10 protein-coding genes and 2 pseudogenes are annotated in these 11,696 nt (G+C 75.5%); 5 read left to right on the top strand and 7 right to left on the bottom strand.

All coding sequences use genetic code 11. The features are described from left to right. Together BU198_RS39430 and BU198_RS39425 are read left to right on the top strand one after the other, a co-directional pair. Nucleotides 1-352, top strand: a pseudogene (locus BU198_RS39430) (arylsulfatase); the annotation flags it as partial. A gap of 239 nt (nt 353-591) precedes the next feature. Further along, nucleotides 592-1,098, top strand: coding sequence for a hypothetical protein (locus BU198_RS39425; RefSeq protein WP_188301538.1), 507 nt, complete (start codon nt 592-594; stop codon nt 1,096-1,098). Between the two features lie 128 nt (nt 1,099-1,226). On the opposite strand, the gene BU198_RS39420 is transcribed toward BU198_RS39425, so the two are convergent. Then, nucleotides 1,227-1,430: a hypothetical protein gene (locus BU198_RS39420; protein ID WP_188301537.1), complete on the bottom strand. Its 204-nt coding sequence runs from the start codon at nt 1,428-1,430 to the stop codon at nt 1,227-1,229. 100 nt (nt 1,431-1,530) lie between these two features. Between BU198_RS39420 and BU198_RS39415 the strand changes: the two genes are divergently transcribed. Further along, nucleotides 1,531-2,622 (top strand): DUF5937 family protein, encoded by a 1,092-nt coding sequence (locus tag BU198_RS39415; RefSeq protein WP_317620509.1) that lies wholly within the window; start codon nt 1,531-1,533, stop codon nt 2,620-2,622. Nucleotides 2,623-2,649: 27 nt separating this feature from the next. Here BU198_RS39415 and BU198_RS39410 read toward each other — a convergent pair whose 3' ends face one another. The 4 genes from BU198_RS39410 to guaD are packed head-to-tail and all read right to left on the bottom strand — an operon-like array spanning nt 2,650 to nt 7,827. Further along, nucleotides 2,650-4,758, bottom strand: a complete 2,109-nt coding sequence (locus BU198_RS39410) for a xanthine dehydrogenase family protein molybdopterin-binding subunit (protein ID WP_188301535.1) — start codon at nt 4,756-4,758, stop codon at nt 2,650-2,652. Then, entirely contained in the window at nt 4,755-5,759 is a 1,005-nt protein-coding gene (locus tag BU198_RS39405; protein ID WP_188301534.1) for an FAD binding domain-containing protein, read from the bottom strand. Before BU198_RS39405 ends, BU198_RS39410 begins: the two co-directional genes overlap by 4 nt. After that, nucleotides 5,756-6,298: a (2Fe-2S)-binding protein gene (locus BU198_RS39400; RefSeq protein ID WP_188301533.1), complete on the bottom strand. Its 543-nt coding sequence runs from the start codon at nt 6,296-6,298 to the stop codon at nt 5,756-5,758. The genes BU198_RS39405 and BU198_RS39400 overlap by 4 nt, the downstream gene beginning before the upstream one ends. Nucleotides 6,299-6,327: 29 nt before the next feature. Continuing rightward, on the bottom strand, nt 6,328-7,827 hold the full coding sequence (guaD, locus tag BU198_RS39395; protein WP_188301532.1) for a guanine deaminase: 1,500 nt from the start codon (nt 7,825-7,827) through the stop codon (nt 6,328-6,330). A 175-nt stretch (nt 7,828-8,002) separates the two neighbouring features. Here guaD and BU198_RS39390 point away from each other — a divergent pair, with 175 nt between their 5' ends. Both BU198_RS39390 and BU198_RS39385 read left to right on the top strand, forming a co-directional pair. Next, the gene (locus BU198_RS39390; RefSeq protein WP_317620508.1) at nt 8,003-8,572 is read left to right on the top strand and encodes an RNA polymerase sigma factor; all 570 of its coding nucleotides are present in this window, start codon (nt 8,003-8,005) and stop codon (nt 8,570-8,572) included. Then, nucleotides 8,569-9,492, top strand: a complete 924-nt coding sequence (locus BU198_RS39385) for an Ada metal-binding domain-containing protein (RefSeq protein ID WP_223245551.1) — start codon at nt 8,569-8,571, stop codon at nt 9,490-9,492. Before BU198_RS39390 ends, BU198_RS39385 begins: the two co-directional genes overlap by 4 nt. Before the next feature lie 98 nt (nt 9,493-9,590). On the opposite strand, the gene BU198_RS43600 is transcribed toward BU198_RS39385, so the two are convergent. Beyond that, on the bottom strand, nt 9,591-11,060 hold the full coding sequence (locus BU198_RS43600; RefSeq protein ID WP_188301530.1) for an FAD-binding oxidoreductase: 1,470 nt from the start codon (nt 11,058-11,060) through the stop codon (nt 9,591-9,593). A gap of 90 nt (nt 11,061-11,150) precedes the next feature. After that, nucleotides 11,151-11,696 (bottom strand): annotated as a pseudogene (locus BU198_RS39375) (helix-turn-helix domain-containing protein); the annotation flags it as partial.

Raw genomic sequence — 11,696 nt, 5'->3', positions numbered from 1 at the left:
CGCCGTGGCACCCGGGGCCGGCCGGACGGCCACGCGCATCGCGGTGATCGCCGCACTGGCCGCCACCGTGCGCCCGACGGTGGCCCTGATCGAGGACGAGGCCGCGCGGTCCGGCCGGCCGGTCGCGCTGACAGCGGTCGTGGCCGACGGCGCCTGGAAGCGCTTCGAGGACGGTGACCGGGCGGGCTACCTGGCCGCGATCGCCACCGCCGTCGAGGCCGTCGACGACGCGGACGTCATCGTCCTGGCCCAGGCCTCCATGGCCGCCGCCGCGAGCCGGGCCACGGCCGCCGTCCCCGTCCTGTCCAGCCCGGCCCCGGGCCTGCGCGCCGCCGTCGCTGCCGCCGGCTGAGGCGGTTCCCCCGTACGAGGGCGGCGACCCCTCGTCCGGGAGCATGTGACGTCCGGTCAGAGGGGGAGGGGGCACCCCGGGGCACCGGCCCGCGCCGGGCACGAACCTCCGGCGCGGGACGCCGGCCTCCCCGCATCGACGGGCCGGCCGTCGCGTTGATCGTCCGTCTACCGGCGCCGCATAGCGTCCTTCCCCGTACACGGCCCGACCCCCGGGCCGTCGCCGAAGGGAGAACTCCCGTGCTGCGCAAGACCCGTGCCCTGCTGGCCGGTTCGGTCGCCGTCCTGGCGCTCAGCCTCACCTCGACCTCCTTCACCGCCACCGCCGCCGGAGACCAGAGCGGCATCGACGCCTGCGCCCGCGAGGCCAAGTGGGCGGGCTTCGCGAAGGACAAGTCCGGCGAGGGCCGCAACGACGACGCGATCCACGCCGTGGCGATAGCCATGGCCGAGTCGGGCTGCAACCGCCTGGCCGTCCACACCAACCTGCCCACCGACCCCGACCCGGGCACCAAGGACCTCGGCGCCTGGCAGATCAACGAGCACTGGTACCCCGAGGTCCACGGCCACGACGCCGGGGTCGTCACCGCCGAGAACTGGCAGGACATGGGCTGGTCGGCCCGCAAGGCCTACGCGATCGACAACGACGGCACCGGCCGCGGCTGGGCCTCCTGGGCGGCCTGGCACCTGGGCACCTACCAGCAGTACCTCGGCCAGGCGCGCGACGCGGTCAACCGCGTCTGGTGACGCCCCGCCACGGGTGACCGGCCCGAACGACCCGCACCCACCCGCCGCCCCCGGTGCCCCCACCCGGCACCGGGGGCGGCACCCGTCGCGACGGACCCCGCGGGTGCGCCCGGCTCACACGCACCGGCTCACACGCAGGGGCGCAGCCAGCGGCGCAGGGCCAGACGGAGGCGGCCGGTGGCCGGGCGGCCGGCCAGGACGGCCTCGAAGCGGCGGTGGTCGCGGGCCGCCCGCAGCACCGCGACGTCGTGGGTGCCGGGCAGGGGCGGGGCGGGCTCGTCGCGCTGGGCGGCGCGGTAGCTGTCGAAGAGGTGCTGGTGCAGTGCGTTCACGTGATCACCCTGCCCCCGGGCCGTCCCGCACGTCCCGTCGATTGACGGCCCTGGTCAAACGATGCGGCAGCGCCCCCGCGCGGTCCGGCACCATAGGGGGGTGAGCGTGACCATCGACATCACCGGACTGCCGCACGAGCGGATCGCCTTCAGCCCCTCGCCGCTGGCCGAACTCGGCAACGCGCTGCACGCGCTGGCCGAGCCCGCTCACCACGCCCGGCTGCACGCGTGGACGACGGCGACCTCCGCCGCGCTCGAACCGGAGCTGGCCGACCGGCTGATCGAGGCCGACTTCATGTGGCGCTCGACACGCTCCGACCTCCTGATGCCCGCCCAGCCCAGGGAGACCCTCGCCGAGGAACTGGACGACCTCGACCGCCTGGACGACGAGAAGTTCGTCGGCGCGGCCCTGGAGATCTCCTGCAGCACCAGCCACTACCCCAAGGGCCTGCCCTCACCGCTGGTCGACGCGCGGTCCAGGCGCCGCGCGCTCGACCTGGCCGCCGCCCGCGGCCCGCGCCAGGCGGCGTTCGTCGAACGGACGCTCGCCGACCCCACCACCACGCGCGGGTGGATACGACGCCTCCTGGAGGACTGCGACCAGGCGTTCTTCGCCGACACCTGGCGCCGGGTCCGGGTCCAGCTCGCCGCCGACGCCAGGAACAAGACCGAACTGCTGCGCCGCAAGGGCCTGGCCCAGGCACTCACGGCGGCATCACCGGCACTGAGCCTGGAGGAGGACGCGCACGGCAGCCGCATCGTCGTCGACAAGCTGGTGCACGGCCGCACCGAGACCCGCAGCGAAGCCCTCACCCTGCTGCCCAGCGTCTTCGGCTGGCCGCACCTCTTCGCCATCTACGCGTCGGGCTGGCAGCCCGTCATCCAGTACCCGGTCGCCACCCACGAGGTCGGCGGCACCGAGCCCGTCGAGACGGTCACGCTGCGCCTGGAGGCGCTGACCCACCCGATGCGGATGCGGCTGTGCCGCAACCTCGCCCGCGGCACGTTCTCGACGAGCGAGCTGGCCGACGCCTACGGCATCACCGCCCCCGAGGTCTCCCGCCACCTCGCCGTCCTCAAGAAGGCCGGGCTGCTGCTCACCCAGCGCCGGGGCCGCTACGTCCTCCACCAGCTCGACCTCTCGGTCGTGGCCCGCCTCGGCAGCGACTTCCTGGAGTCCGTGCTGCGCTGAGCCGGGCGCCCCCGGTGCCCTTCGCGGTCATCGCCCGGGCCGTTCCTCCAGCGCGCCCAGGACCTTGTCCAGCGTGATCGGCAGGTCCCGGACGCGTACCCCGCAGGCGTGCCACACCGCGTTCGACACCGCGGCGGCCGTGCCGACGATGCCGATCTCCCCGATGCCCTTGGACCCCATGGCGTTGACGTGGGGGTCGTGCTCGGGGAGCCAGTACGCCTCGACCGCGCCGACGTCCGCGTTGGCCGTGATGTGGTAGTCGGCGAGGTCGTGGTTGACGACGTGGCCGGTGCGGGGGTCGAGCACGCCGCTCTCGTGCAGCGCCATGGACAGCCCCATCGTCATCCCGCCGACGAACTGCGAGCGCGCCGTGCGGGGGTTGATGATCCGGCCCGCGGCGAACACGCCCAGCAGGCGCGGCACCCGCACCTCGCCGGTGTCCGCGTGGACGTGCGCCTCGGCGAACTGCGCCCCGAAGGCGTGCATCGCGTAGCGGTCGTCGGCTGGCCCGACGGAGCCGGACGCCTCGGCCCCGTCCGGCGGCTCGCTCCCGTACCTGTCGCGCAGGGCACGCGCGGCCTCGACCACCGCCGAGCCCCACGTCGCCATGCCCGAGGAACCCCCGGCCACCGACGCCGGCGGGTAGTCGGTGTCGCCGATCCGCACCTCCACGCGCTCCACCGGCACGCCGAGCGCGTCCGCGGCGATCTGCGCCAGCGTCGTCCAGGTACCGGTGCCGAGGTCGGCAGCACCGGTCTCGGCGACGTAGCGCCCGCCCTCCCGCCGGACCGTCGCCGTCGACCTCGGCATGCGGAAGGCCGGGAAGGTGGAGGCCGCGACGCCCGTGCCGACCAGCCAGTCACCGCGCCGGCGCACACCGGGCCGCGGATCGCGCTCCGACCAGCCGAACCGCGCCGCGCCCTCGCGCAGGCAGCCGACGAGGTCGCGGCTGGAGAAGGGCTTGCCCGACTCGGGGTCGACGTCCGGCTCGTTGCGGATCCGCAGCTCGACCGGGTCGATGCCCAGCCGCTCGGCCAGCTCGTCCATGGCCACCTCGGGGCCGAACATGCCCGGGCACTCGCCGGGCGCGCGCATCCAGGACGGCACGGGGACGTCGAGGGCGGCGAGCCGGTGCGTGGTCCGCCGGTTCGGCGAGGCGTACATCATCCGGGCCGGGACACCGGTCTGCTCGGCGAACTCCTTGATGCGCGACGTCTGTTCGACGACGTCGACCGCGATGGCGGTGAGCGTGCCGTCCCGCCCGGCGGCCAGCCGGCACCGCTGGATGGTCGGGGTGCGGTAGCCCGTGAGGGAGAACATCTGCCGGCGGGTCAGGGCCAGCCGCACCGGCCGGCCGGGGAGCGCACGCGCGGCCAGCGCGGCCAGCACCACGTTGACCCGCGGCTGCCCCTTGGAGCCGAACCCGCCCCCGACGTACGGGCTGACGACCCGCACCCGTGCCTCGTCGAGGCCGAACAGCGACGCCAGCACGGCACGGGTCGCGTGCACGCCCTGGGTGGAGTCCCACAGGGTGAGGAAGCCGTCCCCCGCCGGGTCCCACAGGGCGGTGGTGGCGTGCGGCTCCATCGGGTTGTTGTGGTACATCGCGGTGGTGTACGTCTCCTCGACGGTCACCTCCGCGGCCGCCATCGCGGCGTCGACGTCGCCCCGGGCGGTGTCGGTGGGAAGGCCCGGGTTCACCGTCGCCGGCGCGTACAGGTCCGCGCGGTCGGCCCGCAGCCCGACGTCGTGCGCCACCTGCGCGTAGCCGACCCGGACGAGGGCCGCCGCGTGCCGCGCCACCTCGGAGCTGTCGGCGACGACCACCGCGAGGACCTGGCCCCGGAAGGCGACCTCCGCGTCCTGGAGGACCGCCAGCTCCCTGTCCCCGGCGGAGGCCAGCCGCTCCGCGGTGCCGGGGGTGAGCACCGCGACCACACCGTCGAGCGCCTCGGCGGCGGCGGTGTCCAGCTCCGTGACGCGGCCCCGGGCGATCGTGGACTGGACGGCGTGCAGGTAGGCGGGGCCGTCCAGCGCGGTCTCGTACGCGTAGGTGGCGGTGCCCAGGACCTTGACGGCGCCGTCCCGGCGGGGCAGGTCGCGGCCGACGGCGGCCGGCTCGTCCGGGAACGTCATCGGGCGTCCTCCTCGGCCAGGCCGCGCAGGGTGGCGGCGAGGGTGCGGCGCAGCAGGGGGATCTTGAACGCGTTGCCGCCGTCCAGTCCTGCGGCAGGCCGGGCAGCGGCGAGTTCCGCGTCCGCGGCGGCCAGGTAGCTCTCCTCCGACGCCGGGGAGCCGCGCAGCGCCTCCTCGGCCCGGTACGCGCGCCACGGCACGGGCGCGACGCCGCCGAACGCGATGCGCGCGTCCACGATCACCCCGTCCCGGACGTCGACCGCCGCGGCCACGCTGACCAGGGCGAACGCGTACGACGCGCGGTCGCGCACCTTGCGGTAGGCCGAGCGGCGGGCGACCGGCCGCGCCGGCAGGTCGATCGCGGTGATCAGCTCACCGTGGCCGAGCACCGTGTCGCGCTCGGGAGCGTCGCCGGGCAGCCGGTGCAGGCCGACGAACGGGACCGTGCGCTCGCCGTCCGGGCCGAGCACCCGCACCCGCGCCCCGAGCGCGGCCAGCGCCACGGCCATGTCGGACGGGTGGACCGCGACGCAGTGCTCGGACCCGCCGAGGACCGCGTGGTTGCGGGTCCACCCTCCGATCGCGGAACAGCCCGAGCCCGGCTCCCGCTTGTTGCACGGCGTCGTGACGTCCTGGAAGTAGACGCAGCGGGTGCGCTGCAGCGGATTGCCGCCGACGGTGGCCATGTTGCGCAACTGCCCCGACGCACCCGACAGCAGGGCCTGCGACAGCACCGGGAACCACTCGCGCACCCGCGGGTGCGCGGCGAGTTCGCTGTTGCCGACACCCGCGCCGATCCTGAGGGCGCCGTCGCCGAGCTCCTCGACCGCGGCTGGCAGGACACCGGTGACGTCCACGACCAGGGCGGGTTCGACGACGCCCAGTTTGAGGAGGTCCACCAGGTTCGTCCCGCCGGCCAGGAACACCGCGCCCGGCTCCCCGGCGACGCTGCGCACGGCGGCCTCGGCGTCGGCGGGGGAGCGGTAGTCGAACGGTTTCACCCGGCCACCCCCGGATCGCCAGCCCCCGGATCGGCCGGGGAGCGCCCGGCCGCCCGCAGCACGGCGGTCACGATGTTGACGTAGGCCGCGCAGCGGCACAGATTGCCGCTCATCCGCTCGGCCACCTCGGCGCGGTCCAGCCGCGGCGCTCCCCGGCCCCCGGTGACGGCGCTCGGCCAGCCCTTCGCGAACTCGTCGAGCGCCCCGACCGCGGAGACCACCTGCCCCGGGGTGCAGTAGCCGCACTGGAGCGCGTCGCAGTCGACGAACGCCTCCTGCACCGGGTGCAGGCCGCCGGCGGCGAGCCCCTCCGCGGTGACGACCTCGGCGCCGTCCTGGGTGACCGCGAGCGTGAGGCAGCCCAGCACGCGCCGGCCGCCGGACAGCACCGTGCACGAGCCGCACTGCCCGTGATCGCACCCCTTCTTGGGGCTCGTCACCCCGAGCCGTTCGCGCAGGGCGTCCAGCAGCGTCGTGCGCGTGTCGACGGTCAGCCGGCGCGCGACCCCGTCGACCCGCAGGGTGATGTCCCGCTCCACCGCACGGGAACTCCCCGTCCCGGCGCGGTTCATGACGCCTCGTGACACGTACGCCGGTGCCGCAGCACGGGCTCGCCGAGGACGTAGGTCTGCCGGACGGCGCGGTCGTCGCCGAGGGTGGCCAGGGCGAAGAGGCGTTCGTGGAAGTCGCGGGCCATCTCGGTGCGGCGCCTGAGGAGCGGGGTGGCGGCCCAGTCGAGGACCACGAAGTCGGCCTCGCGGCCGTGCCGGAAACTGCCGATGTGCCGGTCGAGGTGGAGCGCGCGGGCGCCGCCGAGGGTGGCCAGGTAGAAGGCGCGCAGGGCGGTGAGGGTCCTGCGGTTCTTCTCCTCGACGCGGTCGGGGTAGGTGTTGGCCAGGGCGACGACCTTGTAGGCCTCGTTCATGGTCTGGAGCATCGAGTAGCTGGTGCCCCCGCCCACGTCGGTGCCCAGCGCCACCCGGACCCCGGCGAGGGCGGCGTCGTCCAGGTCGAACAGGCCGCTGCCGAGGAAGAGGTTCGAGGTGGGGTTGAACGCGGCGCCGGCGCCGGTGGCGGCGAGCAGCTTGCGGTCCTCGCCGTCGATCCACACGGAGTGGCCCCACATGCTGCGGGGCCCCACCAGGCCGCACTGGTCGTAGACGTCGAGGTAGGAGCGCGGGTGCAGGGTGTCACAGAACTTCGCCAGCACCGCGTCCACCTCGTCGCGGTTCTCGGCGAGGTGGGACTGCACCCACAGCGGCCGGTCGGTGTCCTGGGACTCCTGGTAGAGGCGCCCGGCCATCCGGAGCGCCTCCAGGGTGGAGGTCAGGGCGAACCGCGGGGAGACGGCGTAGCGCAGCCGCCCGGTGTGGTGCCACCGGCCGATGAGCTCGCGGCTCTCCTCCTCGGCCTGTTCGACGGACCGGTCCAGGTACTCCTCGGGCACCGTGCCGCCGTTGTCGTCGTCCATCAGCAGCTTGCCGGAGACCATCCGCAGCTTCCGCAGGTGCGCCTCGGCGAAGAACGCCTCGGTGGCGTGCGGGTGGATGGTGGTGTAGACGCACGCGGTGGTGGTGCCGCACTCCAGCAGCCGGTCGAAGAAGAACGAGGTGGCGTCCCTGGCGTACTCCGGGTCGGCGAAGCGCATCTCGGACGGGTACATGTAGTCCCGCAGCCACGGCAGGAGCTGTCCGCCCGGGCTGGCGACGGAGTCCACCTGCCCGGAGTGGATGTGCGGGTCGACGAAGCCCGGCACGATCAGGTGGCCGCGGTGGTCGACCACCCGCCCGTGGTCGACGAACTCCCTTGGGCACGCGCTCTGGTGACCGGCCCAGACCACCAGGCCGTCCCGCACCACCAGCGCCCCCGGATCGAACAGGTGGTACGCCCGCGGATCGTCCTGGCCCTCGTCGTCCGGCAGCCACGGATCGTCCGAGAAGTGCAGGACCGTCCCCAGGAACACCGTCACCCGCCGGCCGCGGCCGTGCCCCGCACCCGCGTCCTCGCCGCCGTCCGTCACGTGTCCCGCCGGCTCGCCGGGGCGTCCGGCCCGTTCGTCGCTGTCCATGTCCGTCTTTCTCGGACCACCGGACGGCCCCCCTTGAGCCCGCCCCCGGGAAAACGCGGGAAAAGCCACCCCAACGGTTCACACCCACCCGTGTCGCCCGGCCCCCGCCGAGCGGGCGTCCGGCACCGGTGCAACCGTTCCGCCGGCGGTGGTGTTCTCAGAGACGATGGACGAGATGCCTCCTCCGCTCCCCGAGCTGCTCGCGGCAGACCTCGACCGTGGGTTCGCCGAGCTCGTGCGCACCCACGGCGGCGCCGTGTACTCGGTGCTGCTTCGCCTCAACGGGGCGTCGCGCGACGTGGAAGACCTGGTGCAGGACACCTTCCTGCGGGCCTACACGGCGCTGCGCGACTACCCGCCGGAGCGGCGGCGGGCCCTGCAGCCGAGGGCCTGGCTGCTGGCGATCGGCACGAACGTGTGGCGCAACCACGTCCGCACACTGACCCGGCGCCCGGCCGCCGCGGAAGGGGTGGACATCATGGAACTGCCGCTCGTGGACGGCAAACCCGGCCCCGAACAGCGGGCGGAGCACGCGGACGAACGGGGGAGATTGGTGGCCGCGCTCGCCGAACTGCCCGAACACCACCGGCTGCCGGTGGTCCTGCGGCACGTCGGGGAGCTGAGCTACGCGGAGATCGCGGAGCTGGTGGAATGCCCGGTGGGCACCGTCAAGGCCCAGGTGTCACGGGGGCTGGCAGCCCTGCGCGGACAGCCCAGGCTGGCGGTAGAGGAGGTGAGAGGATGAGCGGACACCCGGACCCGGCACCGGAGGGACCGGCCCAGGACGGCGCGGCCCGGCGCACGGTCAACGGCACGGCCACGCCCAAGGCGTCCACCGCGCGGACCACGGACATCCCGCCGTCCGGCGCCGACGCCGAGCCCGGCGGCGACACCGTGCCAGGCCTCGACGCCCTGCGCGTACCGATGCCGGCCGACCTGGCGATCCGGATCCTGCAACGGGCCGGCGTCGCCGAGCGCGAGTACGACCGGTACGCCCTGGTCGGCGGCCCGGTCACCGCACTGTTCGTCGCCCACGGACGCGGCGCCGTCGTCGGCGCCGCACCCGTCGACTGGTACCCCGACGCGGCCGCCTTCGAGGAGGCACACCTGCGCCGCACCGGCCGTACCGCACTGCCCACCGGAAAGCCGCTGCCCGGCGTCGTGGGGGCGCTGCGCACCGGCCGCGACCGGATGCTGCGCTACGACTACGGCCCCCTGCCGCAGGCGCAGCGCAGCATCCTGGAAGCGGTGCGGGCCATCCCCCGCGGCCAGCTGCGGCCCCCACGCTGGCTGGGCCGCGAGGCGGGGATCCCGGACGCGGACGCGGCGGACCTGCTGGCGGCGGTGCGCGCCAACCCCGTTCCCGTGCTGATCCCGGTGCACCGGATCGGCGACGAGGACGGCGGGCCCCTCGACTGCGGGCTGCCCGCCGGCCTGGTCGAGCGGCTGCGCGCCCACGAGGGCATCGACGGGGAACGCCTGGACCGGTTCTCCTCGGACGGCACCCACTTCCTGGGCAGCGCCACCACCCGGATCTTCTGCTACCCGACCTGCGCCGACGCCCGCCGCATCACCGAGCGGCACCGGGTGCCGTTCGACTCGGCCGCGGCGGCCAGGGCGGCCGGCTACCGGGCCTGCCTCAGCTGCCGCCCGCTGCCCGCCTGACCCCGACCCGCCCGACCTCCGCCCGCCTATCCCCCTCCCGGCTCCCCGAGGACCGCCGAGGGCTCCCGCGGGCTCCCGGGGGAGCCGGTGCCGCCCGTTCACAGGGCCTGCGGGAAGTCCAGCAGCCGGTCAGGGTCGTAGTGCGCCCGCAGCCGCTCCAGCCGGGGCAGGTTGGCGCCGTAGTACGCCCGGCGCCAGTCGGCCAGCCGCGGGTCGCGGTAGTTCTGGTAGGCGTGGCCGGAGGCGTGCGGGCGCAACGCCTCGCGGGCCTCGCCGACCCAGCGGACGGCGGCGTCGGCGGGGCCGTCGCCGGTCCACCAGGCGTAGCACTGGGCGAGGAAGCGCGCGTCGCGGTGGACGAAGGCGGTGGCGTCGGCGGGCACCCGGTTGACGGCGCCGCCGAGGACGTTGAAGGAGATCGAGGCGCACACGCCGTCGGGCGCGCGCCCCAGCACCGCGAGGGCGTCCCGGACGGTCCGCGGGTCGAGCGCGCGGTCGAAGAAGTGCGAGGCCGCGGTGAAGGCGACGCGCTGTTCGTCCGGGCGCTCGATGACGGCCGGGCCGCCGGCGTTCGACCGTACGGTGTCCAGGTACGACCGGCGGGCGACCTGCCGTTCGCGGGCGGGCCCGGCGGCGGCGGTCAGTCCGTCCAGCCACCGGTGCGCCTCCTCCTCCCCGCCGCCGCCGAGCAGGAACCCGGCGACCTCGGCGACCGGGCCGCCCGGGCGGGTCTCCAGCAGGAAGTGCGACCAGAGGCGGTCGGGGGCGCCGAACGCCCGCTCCTGCCAGTGCTCCAGGGCGGTGCCAGCCTCCCGGTACGGCCAGGAGGCCCGGAACCCGGTCAGGTCGGCGGCCGGGTGGGTGCGCATCCGCAGCGAGGTGACCACGCCGAAGTTGCCGTTGCCCGCGCCGCGCAGGGCCCACAGCAGGTCGGGTTCGGTCCGCTCGTCGCAGCGCACAGTCCGGCCGTCGGGGAGCACCACCTCGGCGCCGACCAGGCTGTCGCAGGTCAGCCCGTACGCCCGGCTGACCACCCCGTGGCCGCCGCCGAGGGCCAGCCCGGCCAGGGCGACGGTCGGGCAGCTTCCTGCGGGTACCGTCACGCCGTGCCGGGCCAGTTCCTCGTAGACGGTGATCAGCGCGGTGCCCGCGCCGATCTCGGCGTGGCCGGTGCCCTCCATCCGGACGCCGGTCAGCCGGGACACGTCGACCACCAGCGGCACCCGGCTGGACCAGGCCCCGTAGCAGTGGCCGCCGCCGCGCACCGCGAGCCGCAGGCGGTGGCGCCTGGCGAACCGCACGCACCGGGCGACGTCGTCGGGCCCGGCGCAGTACGCGATCGCCCCGGGGCGGGCCCGGTCGGCGTACAGCAGGTTGCGCGGCAGCCGCCCCGCCTCGTACCCGGCGTCCCCGGGCAGCACCAACTCGCCTGCCAGGTCCGCCCCGAGGGAGTGCCACCCGGGCCCGTCCACCCGCCGGTCCGCCCGCCGGTCCGGCCGGGGCGTCCGGCCGCGGGCCCCGTGGTCCGGTGCCGCCCGCCGGTCCGTGCCGCCGTTCTGGCCGTTCATCGTCACCCGCCCCTCGCAAGTCCGTCGCTGTCCTCACCGCCGGCCCTCGCGCAGGCCGTCGCGCCGGCCGTCCGGGGCCCCGCCGGCAGGTCACCGAAGGAGCAGGCCGACGGCGAGGACCAGCAGGACCAGCCCCACCACGGCGCCGCCGATCCGCTCCGCGAGCGGCGGGAACGCGGCCCGGCCGTTCGCGCCGCGCGCCGTGACGACCCGCACGCCCACCTCGGTGAGCAGCAGGAGCCACAGCGCGCCGATCGACAGGTAGACCGTCGCCAGCAGCGGCAGCGCCCCGGCCGACGGGCTGCCGGCCGGCAGGAACTGCGGGAGGAACACCGTCAGGAACAGGCCGACCTTCGGATTGCCCGCGGTGGAGAGGAAGCCGAGCAGCAGATGCCGGGGCAGCCGGTGGACGCCCGCGCCCTCCGCGTCCTGAGTCCCCGCCGCGCCCTCCGTTCCCGGTCCCGCCCCGGGGCCGGCCGGGCGGGGGCGGCCGGGCGGGTGGCGCCGCCCCCCCGGGCTGAGCCGCAGGGCGTCGCAGACCGCGTCGAGGACGGTGTCGGAGACCCGGGACGCGTGCCCGCGCTCCAGCCGGGTGTAGTGCTCGACGCTCATCGCCGCGAGGTCGGCGACCTCCTC

It is taken from the genome of Streptomyces sp. CBMA156, assembly GCF_014596515.1.
GTDB lineage: Bacteria > Actinomycetota > Actinomycetes > Streptomycetales > Streptomycetaceae > Kitasatospora.
Note: the sequence above shows the minus strand (reverse complement) of the source record. Positions and strands in the feature narration are given on the sequence as shown.